Genomic DNA, 16,350 nt, shown 5'->3' with positions numbered 1-16,350 from the left:
ACGGAAGGGAAAAGGGATGATATTACCGTTAACCGCTGATCTCCGGCATTTGCATCAGTTAGCCTGGCGACCCGCACAATTTGCCCATCCTCTATGGTTGTCGGCGATGGGGATTAAAACAGAGAACTACTGTTATGGCCGCAGTAAAGCGCTGGACAGGGTATTGAATAATGCGCTAATTCGGCAACGAAAATTTCCACAGCAAACGCTGCCTGCGGTGCTGAGCAAGCAGCAGCAAGAGCGAATGGCAAGTTACCCGCGCTTATCTGCCCGCTGTCTGGCGCTGGGGTTGGTCCATTTACAATGTGGTGATTATTTGCGCCTACGGCGTTATCGCGAGCAGCTTTCGCCGCTATTGGATGAAGCTGATATTCAACAACTCATTGGTATGGGATATCAGGGGCACCTGCCGGCGACCTTAAACCCACAGCATCTGCCCACGGTTGCTTTACGACTGGGGCATAGCCTGGCACATCAGGTACGCCATGATGATGTGGTCTGGCGTGCAATCTCTATCTCATTACCCCCTCAGCCACGTGCATTATCTCTGTCTCAGGCATTCTCTTTTTCGGTTGACAGTTGGTTAACCCGACTGGAGCGTTTGCTGTGAACCCTTTTCATCTCAGGATAGAGAAATTTGATTATTCGCTGCCAGCGGGGCGAGTCATTGCGGCGGTTCAGTTACAGGAAATGGCGCAGAGCCGCGATATTTTATCTGCTGCCCGAGAGCAGGCAGCCAAGATTGTGCAAGCAGCGCAGGATGAGAGCCGCGTGTTGTTAGCGCAAGCACAGCAACAAGCAGACATGCTGATGGTCCAAGTGCGGAGTCAAACAGAAGCTGAGGTGTTGGCGCAACATGTTGGCTGGTTGGTCGCGGCGGAGCAATTGGAGGCCGCTCTGATTACGCAATCCCGTCAGCATATTCTGGCAGCGATTACGGCGGTGGTAACTGCCTGGGCCGGTCAGCAATCTGTGGAGCAGATTTTGATTCATCGGCTGGGGGCGCAAGTGGAGCAAATGGCGCACGGTGAAAAGTTGCTCTTACAGGTTCACCCGCAGCATCTGCCTGCCGTGACCGCTGCTCTGGGTGAGCGGGTACAGTGTGTGGGGGATGAGAGTATGCCTGAAGATGCCGCATGCTTAGGTTCGCCAATGCTGCAAGTTAGCCTTTCTCTGCGTAGCCATTTGGCGCAACTTATCCTTTGGCTACAGGAGCCAGCTCATGATTAATGCCAATAATGTGTCAGAGACCTTGGCAGTTCACGGCTCTCACCAAAATGTGGGGAAGGCGCATGGCGAAATAACCCCCGCACACTCAGTCATGGAATTAGCCAGCATTGAATTATCTGAAGTGAGACAAACTGCGCTGGAAGAGACGATGGAAGAGATCGGTCTGAGTCTCGGTTCCCGTTTGAAAGATCAAAAATCCATTGAGGCTGAAGAGCGTAATCTGCGCCGCCAACAGCTATTGGTGAAGTTGATAACTCAACTCTCTGGTAGCAGCGACATGCTGTTTTCACAGAATATTCCGCTTGATGTGGATCTTGTTTCACTTGCCAACAAGCTTCGACAAGGTGAGCTATCGGCAGGGCAGCAAGTGTTACTGTTGGCCGCCATGCTGGCACACAGCAAAAATAACCCATTACGCCGCCGCAGCTTATCGCAATTACTTGGCCCGCTACTTGAGCGTGAGGGCTGGGAGGTTGAGCTATTTGGTCTGTTGGAGCTGGGTACGGAGGGCAGCCGCGCGCTGGGCGCCGTCAAACAGTTGTTTCAGCAAAGTATTCATCAAAGTGAATTGTCACTGGCGGAGTGGTTTACCCAGGTGAGCCGTTGGCCACAGCGCCAGCAACGTGTTCGGGTACTCATGTGGGCAATCGCGTTTGATTTGTCCTGTCGGCCGTTCGCTCAATACGGTGAGCGTTTGTCCGCTACGCTCTACCAGTTGCGCCGCTTGCTGATGTTTCTCGGGTTGGAAGACCATTGCAGCCAGGTGGGGAATGTCTGTGGCGTGGCAGGAGATACGATTCTGAACGAGGTACTGGCGGTGGTGGGGCAACCCTGGCTATTTAGTAGCTGGTTGCAGCCACGAATTGAAGCGATTACCGGTGCGGATGCCAAAGCACAGCGAGGATTCATTCGTCGGTTTTATGAGTTGTTTAAATTGATGCCAGTGGATTGTTTCAATGATCAGGAACAACAAGCACAAATTTTAGCCACCTTGCTGGAGATATGACTTTTCGTTTCAGGCGAACCCCCGATGGCTGATGAGGCATTGGCTGCGTATTCTTTTCATTGTTTGTTCTCGTCATTTTTCAACTTGCAGGTGCGCTGGCTGCGTTCGTGACTCGGCCACAACTGATTTGTCTCTTGCTTGCCGCCTGCCTGAATTTTGAAATCAATTATGTATAGCGAAACGTTGCATCAAAAGGACACCGGTTATGGCGATGGATTTAGTTGTTACCCGTAACCTCCAATTGTTTATCCGCATGGCGGAATTGCCCTGTTCGGTAATCACCTCTCGCATGCAGTGGCAGATAGAAAAACGGATTATTTTCCTTGAGTGGCGGGCATCAAGATTACTGCTCACTTGCGGTTTACAACAGCGGCACTACAGCCATGATGATCTGCTGCGGCTCCAGCAATGCTGGCGGCTTGAGCGATTCAATGGCGTGCCACAGCGTATCTACTTATTGAAAATGGGTATTATGGTCAGTTGCTCCCCGCCGGCATTGTCCGATGCTGAATTTTGGTATCAGCTCTACCGGCAGCAGTGCGCCTTACTGTGCCGCTTGCCGGGAGCATGTCCATGAGGCAATCGGCATTGATCCGTGGCTTGCTGATGATAACTGCGCGGCAGGATATTTTTCTGGCGATCATGTTGTTGGTAGCAATCTTTATGATGATCCTGCCGCTGCCAACCGTGCTGGTGGATCTGCTGATTGCGATCAATCTGGCTTTCTCGGTCATCCTGCTCATGATCTCGATTTACCTGCGCGATCCGCTCGAATTCTCGGTTTTCCCGTCGTTATTGCTGATTACCACACTTTATCGTTTGGCGTTGACTATCAGTACTACGCGCTTAGTGCTGCTCCAGCATGATGCCGGTGAGATTGTCGAGGCATTCGGTCAGTTTGTGGTTGGCGGTAATCTGGCTGTGGGGTTGATCATTTTTACTATTATCACCGTGGTCCAGTTTATCGTGATTACCAAAGGCTCAGAGCGAGTGGCAGAGGTCAGCGCCCGTTTCTCGCTTGATGGCATGCCCGGTAAACAAATGAGTATTGATGGTGATATGCGGGCGGGCGTGATCGATGCTGCCGAGGCCGGGCGGCTAAGGGAGAGGGTGCAAAAAGAGAGCCGGTTGTTTGGGGCGATGGACGGCGCGATGAAGTTCGTTAAAGGCGATGCTATTGCCGGGATTATTGTCATTCTGGTGAATATTATTGGCGGCATCACCATCGGGGTGCTGCAACATAATATGTCGGCGGAACAGGCGATGATCACCTATGCAGTGCTCTCTGTTGGCGATGGGCTATGTGCCCAAATCCCATCGTTACTTATCTCCATTACCGCTGGGATTATCGTGACCCGCGTTCCTGGCGGCGATAAACAGAGTCTGGCTAAAGATCTGGCGGTACAAGTGGGGCGTCAGCCAGATGCTTTATGGTTAGCCGCCGCCATCCTGACTGTTTTTGCTTTGTTACCCGGTTTTCCATTCCTGATTTTTATCATACTGGCGGCACTGGTGGCTGCGCCGGCGTTTTTACTCTATCGCAAGAATCAGTCAATACGACACAGAGGTACGGTAACGGGGGCCAGTGATAGCGGCTTGTCTGCGGATAATTCGATGACACCAGGAGCGGTACCCTTGATGTTGCATTGCGCGACCAACCTGGATTGTCCCGAATTGGTCCGAGATATCGATAGCTTGCGTTGGCGCTGGTTTGAGCATCTTGGCGTGCCATTACCGGAGGTGGTTGTCCGCAGTGATCCTACCTTGATTGAGAACAGCTTATCGATCCGGGTCTATCAGGAGCAAGTGCTGGAACTGACATTGCCATCAGATGAGTTGCTACTGACTCAGCCCAGTGCCCAGCTAGAGACGCGCAGCCAAAGGTTAGGCAGCAGAATGGGCACTTTTGAGTGGTTAGCCGCAGAGCAGGGCAGCCATGCCAGCATCTTGGGTATCCCATATGCACAAGGACATAAACGTATTATCTCTTGCCTGACACGGGTATTTGAGCGACATACGGCTGAATTTATTGGTGTGCAGGAAACCCGTTATCTGATGGATGCGATGGAAGGGCGTTACGGGGAATTAGTGAAAGAACTACAGCGCCAGATGCCGCTGGGCAAAGTCGCGGAGATACTGCAACGGCTAGTGGAGGAGGATGTGTCGATCCGGGATTTGCGGGCCATTTTCGGCGCGCTGATGGTCTGGGCACCGAAAGAGAAAGACAGTGTCATGTTAACCGAGTACGTGCGCATCGCCTTACGCCGCCATGTGTGTCGCCGGTTCAGTAAAAATAACCTCTGGTTACCGGTATTGCGGCTGGGGGAGGGGGGCTGAGAACTTGATCCGCGAATCCATTCGCCAAACCTCTGCGGGTGCTTACTCGGCGTTAGCCGATAAACACTCACGCCTGATCCTCGACAAGATAAAAACCGCCGTTGCACAAAACAGTGATGTTGTCTTGCTGACCGCCATCGATGTACGCCGTTTTCTGCGCAAAATAGTTGAGCGGGATATTTTCACGCTGCCGGTACTTTCCTGGCAGGAATTGGGGGATGAGATGAATATCAAGGTGGCAGGCACTATTGAGTTGATTGGTGATGAACTTGATGAAGCTGCCTGATAGCCCAACACTAAGCGCTCAGTTGCATCATCAATTGCGCTTATCGTCTCTGCCGCCGGATGGTATCGCCTATCGCGGGCCAATACTGGATGTTGGCCCAACCCTATTACGCGCCAATCTGCCCGGTGTGGCGCTGGGGGAGTTATGCCGTATTGCGTCACCGGATATGCTGGCTGAAGTGGTCGCTATTGAACAACAGACAGCGTTGCTATCGCCATTCACCTCTTCAGCCGGTTTGCGCAGTGGTCAGTGGGTGTCACCACTTGGGCATAGCCACCGTGTCAAAGTGGGGCCATCACTGCTCGGGCGGGTTTTGGATGGTTTGGGGGGGGCTATGGATGGTGGCCCTTCGCTTATCGGGCATTGGCGTGAGTTGGATTGCCAACCCCCGGAGCCACTAGCCCGCCAGCCGATTCGGCAAATACTGACTACCGGGATCCGGGCCATTGATGGCGTATTGAGCTGCGGTGAGGGGCAGCGAGTCGGTATTTTTGCGGCGGCAGGCGTCGGGAAAAGTAGCTTGCTGAGTATGCTCTGTGCGGGCAGCAATGCGGATGTCATGGTGTTAGCACTCATTGGTGAACGTGGTCGTGAAGTGCGGGAGTTTCTTGACCAGGTGCTCACCCCTGAAACCCGTGCTCGCACCGTAGTCGTGGTCGCAACCTCTGATCGCCCAGCGCTGGAGCGGCTGAAGGGTATTTATACTGCCACCACAGTGGCCGAGTATTTCCGTGAGCGCGGGTTGAAAGTGTTGTTAATGGTGGATTCGTTAACCCGCTATGCCAGAGCGGCCAGAGAAATAGGGCTGGCGGCCGGTGAACTGCCTGCGGCGGGCAGCTTTCCTCCCAGCGTCTTTGCGGCATTACCCCGCTTATTGGAACGGGCCGGTAACAGTGAATGTGGCAGTATCACCGCTTTTTACACCGTACTGGTGGAAGGGGACGATATGAATGAGCCGGTAGCTGATGAGGTGCGGTCGCTGTTGGATGGGCACATTGTGCTATCACGCCGACTGGCCGGTGCCGGGCACTATCCGGCTATTGATATTGCCGCCAGTGTCAGCCGTATCATGCCGCAAATCGTCACGGTAGAACATCTGGCGCTGGCACAGAAATTGCGCCAAATACAAGCCTGCTATCAAGAGATCGAACTGTTGGTTCGCGTGGGTGAATATCAGGCGGGGCAAGACCCGCAGGCTGATGACGCACTGCAACGTTACCCGAAGATCTGTGCCTTTTTGCAACAGGAGAACGCCTTATCGTGCCATTCCGACGCCGTCAGCCTCAACCACACCTTGGAACAACTCGGCCAAATAATCAATTGAACCACCCCGCGCTGGATATTTTGCAGCGCTTGCTCTCTTTACGGCAACGCAAGGAGCGCCGGTTACGCCAACAACTGTTCTGTTTGCAGCAAGAACAACAGCAGCAGGAACTGCAATTGATACAGTGCCGTCGCGAACGCCACCAGTTATGTCAGCAGTTACAACAACTTGCGCAATGGCGCGGTAGGCTGCTCCCCGCGCAAGCGGATCAGCAGAGAGTTTTACAACATCAGGTGTATCAGGCGGAGCGGCAGCAGCAAAAGCAAATTAGCACGTTGCACGCTCTGGGGCTGCAACAACGGGGCGCGATAGCAGCACAACAGGCGCTGATACGGAGTAATCAGCGTGAACAGGAAAAATTACGGATGTTAATAAAAGATGAGTCGAATCGATATTGAAGGGGCATTACCTCTGCTCAGTGAGCATTATTTGGGCGGTTATTCGCAGCAGCTAGTCGGTAATGAGAGACAAAAACAGCAATTTGCCCGTTATCTTTCTCCGCGCGTTCTTCCCATGGCGGAGATGGCTGATGCAATTACCACGGTGAGAGATCGTGGCTTGATATCCACTGATTACTGCATTGCCAGTGGGCCGTTGCGTGGGACACGCGTCAGTGTCAGCCTGGCTGTTCAGGGCTTAACTATTGTGCTCAGCCACGCCAATGGTGAATTGGTTGAACGTTTGCAACGTATACAGTCGCGCTGGCAACGGCAACTGCACTTGTTAGGCTTTCCCTGCTGGTTGGAGGTCATCCATGTTCGAGAGTCTGACGGCTGAATTACGCCAACTCAGCACCGTGATTGGTCATGGGCGGCATTCGGCTGGGGTGTCTGCAACCTTCATCAAAGCTGGGGGCGAAGGGGTTTATCTGCCACTGCAATTTAACGGGCAGGAATGTGGCTTGTGGTTATCGCAGTCATGTTGGCAGCACTGGCTGGCTTATACGCTGGCAACGGATGATGCCCCTCTTCTGGCGGCAGAATTGGTGAATGCAATGGCGCATTGGGCCGTCAGTCCACTGCTTGCATCGCTACCTGAGTTGGTCATTCATGACACGCCTCCTCAGGCGGTGACACTGCTGACGCAGTGGGCGGTGGGGCTGACTTTCGAACTGGAAGGGCAGCAACTCAGTGTCGTGCTGTGTAACTGGCCGCCGGTGGCATTAATAGCAAGGTTATCCCACTGGCAGAGTGAGGCGCTACCCGCTCAGCAAAATGCTGTCTGGCAAGCTGGCTTAGTGGTTGGTTGGAGTCATTTATCCTTACACCAGTTACAGCAAATCAGGCCTGGAGAGGGGGTGCGGATACTGGCGGCTGCTGAACTGGAACAGGGGAATTGTTGGTTATGGCAGAGGGCATCCGCGCAGATTTATATCAAATTAGAGGATGGAAACAAAATGACAATTCAACAGGTTAATGACGATATTGACCGGTTGCTGGCGCTGGATATTGCCACTGTGACCCAAGAACCACCGGCGGTGGCGCTAGAGCAATTACCGCAGACACTCGTCATGGAGATTGGGCGGCTGACACTGCCACTGAGTGATATCAAGCAGTTAGCCGTCGGGCAAACGCTGGACTGTAAAACCGCCTTCTACGGTGAAGTGAATATTCGTTTGCATGGGCAATCGGTGGGCAGTGGCAGTCTGTTGTGTTGTGATGAGCAGTTGATTGTGCGGATTGAGCAATGGTTTCTCACCTCTCGCCCTTGATAATGCGGTGCTGTTGGGCTGAGGCACTGAGGTTATTCAGGTCATGACCTGATTCCGGCTAAGGCGGGCTGGGGAAATACTGTGGGTATTGTTTTTACTTAACAGGCCAGTCTTTTGCGGAACCGATTATGGAGCTACTGAATTCGTCCTCTCAATTGATTGTCCTGCTTTTTTTGCTGTCGGTGCTGCCATTGCTGATGGTGATGGGCACCTCATTCCTCAAATTATCGATAGTTTTTTCTTTGTTACGCAATGCGTTGGGTGTTCAGCAGGTGCCCCCTAATATCGCTATTTACGGGCTGGCCTTGGTATTAACTATTTTCATCATGGCACCGGTTGGCTTAGATGTGCACGCCCGACTACAAGATGAGCCGCTACCCAACGACATTGGCGCTTTGCTACAACATATTGATGAGCATGCACTGGTGCCATACCGCGATTTTTTGCAACGTAATACCGATACAGAACAAGTCACCTTTTTTAACGATATCGTCCAAACCAAATGGCCCGAACGCTATCGCAATAGTGTAAAACCCAATTCACTGTTGATATTAATGCCTGCATTTACGCTAACCCAACTGACTGAAGCATTCAAAATCGGTTTGTTGCTCTACTTGCCGTTTGTGGCGATCGACTTAATTGTGTCCAATATTCTGTTAGCCATGGGCATGATGATGGTGTCACCCATTACCATTTCACTCCCATTCAAGCTATTGATTTTTATTCTTATTGACGGCTGGGGATTGCTGCTAGGTCAGTTGGTGGGGTCGTATTTATGATTATCCAGCGAGGGCTGCATCAATGAGCAATGCCATTGTTGTTCATCTGGCGACCCAACTGTTATGGATAGTTTTACTGCTCTCGATGCCAGTCGTGGTAGTGGCCTCCGTGGTCGGGTTAATTGTCAGTTTGTTGCAAGCGCTCACCCAAATCCAGGATCAAACATTACAGTTTTTGATTAAATTACTGGCGGTGTCAGCCACGTTATTGATTACCTACCATTGGATGGGCGCGACACTGCTGAATTATACCCAGCAGACCTTTTTGCAAATCACCAGTATGCGGTCCTGAGATGCATGACTCTCTGTATTGGCTTGAGGCGCTGGGGGTGGCGATGATGCGCCCTTACGGCATGTTGCTGATATTACCCCTGTTTACTGTGCGCAGTCTGGGCAGTAGCTTATTGCGTAACGGCCTGGTTTTTGCCATAGCTTTACCGGTCACACCACTGTTTTTCTCCCTGCCACTGATAACCCACGATAGCCTCATCGGTTGGTTTGGGGTGCTGTTTGTTGAGCTATTGATTGGGGTGATGATTGGCTTTGTCGCGGCGCTGCCTTTCTGGGCCATTGATATGGCGGGGTTCCTGATTGACACCCTGCGTGGTGCCACCATGTCCACCTTGTTCAACCCCAGTATGGGCATGGAATCGTCTATTTTTGGTGTGTTGTTTACGCAAATATTAACCGTACTGTTTTTATTATCTGGCGGTTTCAATCTGGTGCTGGCAGCACTCTATGGCTCCTATGACATTCTGCCTGTTGGCAGTGGTATTCGCCCCTCATCAGCAATGCTGCACTTCCTACAAAGTGAGTGGCTACTGATGCAGGAACTCTGTCTGAGCTTTGCGTTACCTGCGATGCTGGTGATGGTATTAGCTGATTTATCTTTAGGATTAATCAATCGCTCGGCACAACAACTGAATGTTTTCTTTCTGGCGATGCCGATTAAAAGTGCATTGGCCCTGCTTTTATTGCTGATTAGCCTGCCTTATGCCCTACATCACTATCTGGTGGGGATTAACCAGACCGAACAGAAGATAAACACACTTATCCCGCTGATAAATGGGGCTGCTAATGGGGGGTGAGAGCAGTGAAAAGAATGAAAAACCTACCGCGAAACGCCTGAAGGAAGCCAGGGAGAAAGGGCAGGTGATTAAAAGTATTGAGATAACCTCCGGCGCGCAATTGGTGGTGCTGGTGGTTTACTTTCTCCTGACAGGCTACACGTTGGTCGATCAGGCCATCGTACTTATCCGTAGCTCAATCAGCCAATTACAACAACCGTTGGCCATGGCACTGGCCCGCATTGGTGCGGAGTGCATGGCAGTAGTTATTCATATTATGGGGATATTGGGTGGCGCGCTGATTTTAGTCACCATTCTTGCCGGTATCGCGCAAGTCGGGCCGTTATTGGCAACCAAAGCGGTAGAGTTTAAAGGCGAACATATCAATCCAATCAATAATGCCAAACAACTATTCTCACTGCGCAGTGTGTTTGAACTGACCAAGTCATTATTGAAAGTCGGGGTGCTCACGCTGATTTTCGGCTATTTATTGCTGCACTATGCGGTTTCTTTTGGTTATCTGGCTTACTGCGGAAGCCGTTGTGCGATCCCCGTCTTTGCCACATTAATGAGCTGGTTACTGGGTGCTCTGGTTGCTTGTTATGTGGTTTTCTCTTTGATGGACTATGCCTTTCAACGCTATAACACCATGAAACAACTAAAAATGTCTCTGGAGGAGATCAAACGGGAACATAAAGACAGCAACGGAGACCCACATATCAAGCAGAAACGCCGGCAGTTACAGCATGAAGAGCAAAGTGGCAGTTTTGCTAAAAACGTCAGACGCTCTACCGCAGTGGTACGTAATCCTACCCATTTTGCGGTTTGTCTGTTTTATCATGCTGATGATGCCCCCTTGCCTGTTGTGATTGAAAAGGGTCATGGCGAACAGGCTGCGCTGATCATTGCATTAGCAGAGGAACAGGGTATTCCTGTGGTGGAAAATATTGCGCTGGCACGGGCATTACACCGTGATGTGGCCTGTGGCGATACCATACCAGAGCAATTCTTCGAGCCAGTGGCGGCTATCCTGCGCTTGGCCTTGGCCTTGGATTATCAACTGCCAGAGGATGAAAACTGTTGATCGCAGTGGTTTGCTGTTTGGTTTTGGTATCGTGCTGGCGGGGGATGTGAAACCGGCTGGATGTCTCGTGCTAGATATTCAGCAGGACGGCCCTACGATTCGTTATTTGATTCAGCGCTGAGATGAGTAAGCCTATGGTGCTGATTTTTCCTTTGGGGTTAATGCGTTATCTGTTCAGTGACAGAGGCGTAATCCGAAAGTGTTGAGTACGAGCCAAGCGAAATACGTGATTAAGGAGGCCATGATTTTTATTGTTTTGATAACACTCATGGCCTATCCGATTAGTTTAACTCAGTTGTCGTTTTGCTGGGGCTGGCCACGGCAAGAGACACACCTGCGGCTCTAAGCCGTTTTAATATGCTGAATAACAAAGAGCTTTTGGTATTACTGACCATCCGTGGACTGGGTACTAAGCCGGTCACACTGAGGACAATACCGTCCGGGCTTAACTGACTGAATTTTACTGATGGAGCCGGGGTATCAAGTATCGACTCGTGCTCTTCATAAGCTTCTATCAACAGTGTCTGTGCCAATTCAACATCCAAATCCAGCGGGAAGGTCAGGGCAATGGTCACCACCCCTTGAGCATTCGCCATGGTGGCGTTACGCACATTCTGCGAAATCAATTGGGAGTTCGGGACAATAACCGTTGAACGGTCACTGAGTTGAATCTCGGTCGCGCGGACATTGATGCGGCGAATGTCTCCTTCAACTCCACTGATACTGATCAAATCCCCCACTTTGACTGGCCGCTCGGTCAGCAAAATAATGCCGGAAATAAAGTTCTTCACAATCTCCTGCAAGCCAAAGCCGATACCTACCGACAGTGCACTGACAATCCAGGCTAATTTATTCCATTGGATACCCAGTACCGATAAGGTCAGTAGGATCACCAGCACGTAACCGATGTTACTGAAAAGTGTTACCGCCGAGGTCTTTATACCGGAATCCATCTGGGTTTTGGGTAAGAACTCATTATTCAGCCAACGCCGTGCGGCTTTGAGCACGTATAAGCCGACCAGTAAGCAAACCAGCGCATTAAATAAGTTAGTGGGAACAATATTTAATTTTTCCAGCCCTTCGCCACTTAATAACTCTGCCGCCTTTTGCAGTAGTGAAATCGGGGTAGTGGAGCCAAAGGTGCCGTTGAGTAATGCGATAATTGCCAACAGTATCAGCAGTACTTTGCTGGAAGCGGAGAGTAACGTTGCTGCTTGGGCTAAATGGCGGTCATCAATATTCAGTGATTGCTTAATGGCTTTACCGGCGCTGCTGGTGGGCGAGAAAATACTTTCTGCCAAATCAACACACAGGTGAACTAATAAATACAAACAGGCGATGACCAGACAGCTCCACACCAGCTTGTAACTTAAGAATTTTGCCAGTGCGATATAACCGACCAACAGTGACAGTAATATGGCTAATGCCGTAATGCCGATAGCGAAATGAATCAATCCCGCCAGCGTGGAATAGGCTTCCGGTTTTTCGCCATTGACTACCAAATTACGCCGTACCCGATTAGCACGTAACGGAATAATCGCCGCAGTAAGCGCCACCAACAACGCCGAAATACCATTACTAAAAATGGCCCCGGACACACTGATATTGATCATATTGTTCATCTGATCAAGGGCACCGAAAATCATGATGCAACTGGCTAGCAGAGGGGGGAATAGTCTCAGTGATGCGGCCACTTCATCAGCGATGGCAGGCAACCGCCATGAGGGGCGTTGGTTGGATAAAAATGCCCGCCCAAGGCCCGCGATTAAGGCTGAGAAGAACATGAGCTGAACAAATGCCAGCGCAAAATCCATCACTACCTGTGAGACATCCGGCGTGCGGGTAAAAGTTTGAGTGATACATTGCGCTACTGTGACAGTAATCAACACCGTACAAAGCGTGGTGGCTGAGGCCATAAAACTGCGGCGCAGCGGGCCTGGTGGTAAGTATTTGGTACAAAACCAGGCGGTTAGCACATCGAGAAATTTAAACCCAAATACGCTGATTAAGAGTGCTAGCAGCAGATACATCGTGGTGCCGAACCGCCATTCGGGTTCCCAGGCAGCACTCCAGGCATCGGCCAGCTCTTGGGTGAAATCTTTCAGCCGGCGATCATCGTCAGCATCGGGATTGACGATCGGCGCCCAGAAGTTTGCACCCAAGATGCTGCCAGAGTTTAAAGCAATTTGTGATTTCAACGCCGTGCGCCGTAAAGCGATAATCTGTGTTGCCAGATTTTCTGCGTTGGTTTTGATCGCTTGGGCCTGATCATTCTGGCCATCCAACTGGATTTTACGGGTATTCAAGACCCGCCGCTGCTGGGCGACTACCGGGGTCTCTGCCAGTGCTCCGGCGGCAGGTAATGGGCCCAAAACCTCCAACTGTGTTTGGAGTTGTTCCCGCTTAGGCTTCAGGTCGGCGAGCAAGATATCAACGTCACGGACCAGTGCTAATGCGGTTTCGTTTAGCACACTAAACTGGTTATCGGCGGTACTGACCGAAACACTCTGTTTCAGCTTATCTAACTGTTTTTGCAAGCCAATAAGTTGTACTGATACTGCCGGTTTTACTGGCGCCTCACTGTTTTCAGCCGCCGCGTCTGATGCTATGGCGGCAATGCTGGTACCTGATGTTGACGCAAAAATAAGCGTTAGTAACAGCCACAGCAGCGGATAGTTTCTACGTGCAACAACGTACCCAATCTTTTTCATAAAACCGATTAGCCCGAAAGTGAGTGCCACAATTAACCCGAAAATCCTGTAGGTGTGCTGTTAAAGCTCGCCTGAGCGCCATTGTGGCACACTCTGTGGGTTACGGAATAATCTTACTCCGATAATTACTTCCCTTATTTCAAATGATAAAGATAATAATTATCATTGAAATTAACACTCTCATTTAATAGATTGTGCGCTGAACTTATGGACCCACGATTTGTGGCACGCAGGCAATGCGATTGCGCTGTGAAATAGCAATGGATGCTGGTTATAACCATCTATTTTATATGCCTAATTATCTGGGGAAGATAACTATGTTTTCGGGTTTTGTCATAAAGCGTTCTGCTATTTTATGTTCATTGGCGATGTGTATTCCTTTCGCTTCGCTGGCTGAAGATACGATAGAAGTCACGGCCAAAGCGGGTAATGCTGCTGATCTCCCAACCTCGGGCTACACGGCAAAAACCACCAAAGGGGCCACCAAAACTGATCAGCCCTTAATTCTTACGGCCCAGGCGGTATCGGTGGTGACGCGTCAGCAAATGGATGACCAAAATGTCGCCACGATTAATCAGGCGCTGAATTACACTCCCGGCGTGTTCACCGGTTTTTCTGGTGGAGCCAACCGTTATGACACCATCGCATTGCGTGGTTTCCACGGCGGTGATGTGAATAATACCTTCCTTGATGGCTTGCGCTTACTCAGTGACGGCGGCAGTTTTAACGTGTTGCAAGTAGACCCGTGGTTCCTGGAGCGCATTGATGTCATCAAAGGCCCCTCTTCGGCACTGTATGGTCAGAGTATCCCCGGTGGTGTGGTGATGATGACATCTAAACGCCCACAGTTTACTTCTGAAGGCCATTTCCGCCTGACTGCCGGGAATAACAATACACAAGCAGTTGCCTTTGATTATACCGATGCTATATCCGAGCATTGGGCGTTTCGCCTCTCCGGGATTACCCGTAACAGTGACACCATGTACGACCATCAGCGTGAAGAGCGCTATGCCATCGCACCCTCATTATTGTGGCAGCCGGATGAAAATACCTCCTTGTTATTGCGGGCTAATTTGCAAAAAGATCCTTCTGGTGGCTACCACAGTTCGGTGCCGGCTGATGGCAGCATCTATGGGCAGAAATTAAGCCGTGGTTTCTTTGATAGCGAAAGTAACCACAATGTATTTAAACGTTGGCAGCAAATCTATAGCTATGAATTTTCACATAAATTTGATGATACTTGGTCATTCCGCCAAAATGCCAGCTATACCCATTCCAATACTCAGCTAGAACAGGTTTATCAGGGGGGATGGAATAGCGATCGCACTCTGATGAATCGTTATTATTCCGGTGAGGACTCTTCACTCAACGCATTCGCCATTGATAACCAACTGGGTGCTGATTTTGCTACCGCCGCAGTGGAACATAAGGTGATGCTGGGCTTTGATTTCCAGAAGTTCAGCAATAATCTGCGCAGCGACAGCGCTTTTGCGACCACCCTGAACCCTTACACCGGTATTTCGGCGGGGAGCACACTCTATAGCGATTATCTGCTGACCACTCCGGGCATCAACACCTCCTATTTAAACCGCCGCTATGAACAGAGTGGCATCTATTTGCAAGATGAAATGACGCTGGATAATTGGCACCTGAATCTATCAGGCCGCTATGACCGGATGAAAACTGAAAACATTAATAAGACTGCCAATAGCACGGATGAACGCACCGATAAACATGCCAGTGGGCGTGCGGCATTACTGTATAGCTTCGACAGTGGCATTTCGCCCTATGTCAGCTACAGTCAGGCCATCACGCCAAGTCTGTTCCCAGATGCGCAACAAAACTTATTGAAACCGATGACCAGCGAGCAGTATGAAGTCGGTATTAAATATCAGCCGCCGGGCAGCACTTCACTCTATTCCGCCGCTTTATATGACCTGACACAAAATGATGTGGCAAACCGTGCCGTGCCGGCGACCTATTTTGTGCCAGCCGGTAAAGTTAATTCACAGGGGTTGGAGCTGGAGGCCAGAAGCCAGGTTAATGACCGGTTAAGCGTGATTGCGGGCTATACCTATAATCGAGTGAAATTCAAAGATGCTATTGATGGTAATGATGGCAATACACCGGTGTTAGCACCGTCAAATATGGCATCACTGTGGGCACAATATGAAGCGGGTTACGGAATCAATATTGGTGCGGGTATCCGCTATATTGGTAAGCAATGGGCTGATGACGCTAATACGTTGCGCGTACCCTCTTATACACTGGGCGATGCCTCTGTCCGCGCTGATTTGGGCACTTGGGCTGCGTCACTGAAAGGGGCATTTGTTCAATTAAATGTGAATAATATCGCCGACAAGAAATACGTCGCGGCCTGTTACAACACTTCCTATTGCTACTGGGGTGCTGAACGTTCAGTGCTAGCAACCGTCGGTTATGATTTCTAACTAATAATACTGGCTTCGGTACTGTATTACACCGAAGCCCGTCTATTTAGCTTTAACCTTATTTACTGCCATGAGAACCCTAACTCAGCGCCAGAATGGGCGGCTATAATCCCGTTTGATATCATCCCGGCTTAAGCCAATATCCTTCAATTGATCTGAATTCAATCTTGACAGCGTATTCGCAGTTTTACGTCGTTCATTCCACTGGTATAGGTATCTGTATGCTTTCAGCCATATTTGAATAAAAATATTGTGGCGACTTTTCGTTGCTCGCGCAGCCGACGAACAGCATTCATCTATTTGATCTTCAATTATATTATTCATCATCGACTCCCCGTCATTAGGTGAGCCACTAGCATGAAACT

16 protein-coding genes and 1 pseudogene are annotated in these 16,350 nt (G+C 50.4%); 15 read left to right on the top strand and 2 right to left on the bottom strand.

Translation table 11 applies throughout. The features are described 5' to 3' along the window. Positions 1-16: 16 nt before the first annotated feature. The 14 genes and pseudogenes from EL015_RS19660 (at position 17) to EL015_RS22055 (ending at position 10,945) form a co-directional block, all read left to right on the top strand. Positions 17-610 (top strand): type III secretion system domain-containing protein, encoded by a 594-nt coding sequence (locus EL015_RS19660; protein ID WP_005187237.1) that lies wholly within the window; start codon positions 17-19, stop codon positions 608-610. Continuing rightward, the gene (gene sctL, locus EL015_RS19655; protein ID WP_032906803.1) at positions 607-1,230 is read left to right on the top strand and encodes a type III secretion system stator protein SctL; all 624 of its coding nucleotides are present in this window, start codon (positions 607-609) and stop codon (positions 1,228-1,230) included. The genes EL015_RS19660 and sctL overlap by 4 nt, the downstream gene beginning before the upstream one ends. Continuing rightward, positions 1,223-2,236, top strand: a complete 1,014-nt coding sequence (locus EL015_RS19650; protein ID WP_032906804.1) for a TyeA family type III secretion system gatekeeper subunit — start codon at positions 1,223-1,225, stop codon at positions 2,234-2,236. Before sctL ends, EL015_RS19650 begins: the two co-directional genes overlap by 8 nt. A gap of 205 nt (positions 2,237-2,441) precedes the next feature. Continuing rightward, positions 2,442-2,813: a hypothetical protein gene (locus EL015_RS19645; protein WP_005187246.1), complete on the top strand. Its 372-nt coding sequence runs from the start codon at positions 2,442-2,444 to the stop codon at positions 2,811-2,813. Then, positions 2,810-4,859, top strand: a pseudogene (locus EL015_RS19640) (EscV/YscV/HrcV family type III secretion system export apparatus protein). The gene EL015_RS19645 and the pseudogene EL015_RS19640 overlap by 4 nt, the downstream one beginning before the upstream one ends. Then, positions 4,846-6,183 (top strand): EscN/YscN/HrcN family type III secretion system ATPase, encoded by a 1,338-nt coding sequence (locus EL015_RS19635; RefSeq protein WP_032906825.1) that lies wholly within the window; start codon positions 4,846-4,848, stop codon positions 6,181-6,183. Before EL015_RS19640 ends, EL015_RS19635 begins: the two are co-directional and overlap by 14 nt. Continuing rightward, the gene (locus tag EL015_RS19630; protein ID WP_371112986.1) at positions 6,180-6,581 is read left to right on the top strand and encodes a type III secretion protein; all 402 of its coding nucleotides are present in this window, start codon (positions 6,180-6,182) and stop codon (positions 6,579-6,581) included. The genes EL015_RS19635 and EL015_RS19630 overlap by 4 nt, the downstream gene beginning before the upstream one ends. Continuing rightward, a complete protein-coding gene (locus EL015_RS19625) occupies positions 6,562-6,960 on the top strand; it encodes a hypothetical protein (RefSeq protein ID WP_032906805.1) in 399 nt (132 codons plus the stop codon). Before EL015_RS19630 ends, EL015_RS19625 begins: the two co-directional genes overlap by 20 nt. After that, positions 6,938-7,894, top strand: a complete 957-nt coding sequence (locus EL015_RS19620; RefSeq protein ID WP_032906806.1) for a YscQ/HrcQ family type III secretion apparatus protein — start codon at positions 6,938-6,940, stop codon at positions 7,892-7,894. Before EL015_RS19625 ends, EL015_RS19620 begins: the two co-directional genes overlap by 23 nt. Positions 7,895-8,022: 128 nt before the next feature. Next, on the top strand, positions 8,023-8,673 hold the full coding sequence (gene sctR, locus EL015_RS19615; protein ID WP_005187265.1) for a type III secretion system export apparatus subunit SctR: 651 nt from the start codon (positions 8,023-8,025) through the stop codon (positions 8,671-8,673). Between the two features lie 22 nt (positions 8,674-8,695). Next, positions 8,696-8,965 carry an EscS/YscS/HrcS family type III secretion system export apparatus protein gene (locus EL015_RS19610; protein WP_005187268.1) on the top strand — a complete coding sequence of 90 codons (270 nt, stop codon included), beginning with the start codon at positions 8,696-8,698 and terminating at the stop codon, positions 8,963-8,965. Between the two features lies 1 nt (position 8,966). Next, positions 8,967-9,761 (top strand): type III secretion system export apparatus subunit SctT, encoded by a 795-nt coding sequence (sctT, locus tag EL015_RS19605; protein WP_005187270.1) that lies wholly within the window; start codon positions 8,967-8,969, stop codon positions 9,759-9,761. Continuing rightward, positions 9,751-10,824, top strand: coding sequence for an EscU/YscU/HrcU family type III secretion system export apparatus switch protein (locus EL015_RS19600; protein ID WP_032906807.1), 1,074 nt, complete (start codon positions 9,751-9,753; stop codon positions 10,822-10,824). The genes sctT and EL015_RS19600 overlap by 11 nt, the downstream gene beginning before the upstream one ends. Beyond that, positions 10,811-10,945: a sulfurtransferase TusA family protein gene (locus tag EL015_RS22055; protein ID WP_256967348.1), complete on the top strand. Its 135-nt coding sequence runs from the start codon at positions 10,811-10,813 to the stop codon at positions 10,943-10,945. Before EL015_RS19600 ends, EL015_RS22055 begins: the two co-directional genes overlap by 14 nt. Before the next feature lie 160 nt (positions 10,946-11,105). Here EL015_RS22055 and EL015_RS19595 read toward each other — a convergent pair whose 3' ends face one another. Then, entirely contained in the window at positions 11,106-13,565 is a 2,460-nt protein-coding gene (locus tag EL015_RS19595) for a DUF3772 domain-containing protein (protein WP_005187276.1), read from the bottom strand. A gap of 287 nt (positions 13,566-13,852) precedes the next feature. Here EL015_RS19595 and EL015_RS19590 point away from each other — a divergent pair, with 287 nt between their 5' ends. Next, a complete protein-coding gene (locus tag EL015_RS19590) occupies positions 13,853-15,985 on the top strand; it encodes a TonB-dependent siderophore receptor (RefSeq protein ID WP_032906827.1) in 2,133 nt (710 codons plus the stop codon). Between the two features lie 84 nt (positions 15,986-16,069). Here EL015_RS19590 and EL015_RS19585 read toward each other — a convergent pair whose 3' ends face one another. Beyond that, positions 16,070-16,309, bottom strand: a complete 240-nt coding sequence (locus tag EL015_RS19585) for a DUF1127 domain-containing protein (RefSeq protein ID WP_032906828.1) — start codon at positions 16,307-16,309, stop codon at positions 16,070-16,072. Between the last annotated feature and the right edge of the window lie 41 nt (positions 16,310-16,350).

The organism is Yersinia intermedia (assembly GCF_900635455.1).
Classification (GTDB): Bacteria; Pseudomonadota; Gammaproteobacteria; order Enterobacterales; family Enterobacteriaceae; genus Yersinia; species Yersinia intermedia.
This window is presented reverse-complemented; position numbering and strand designations above follow the sequence as displayed.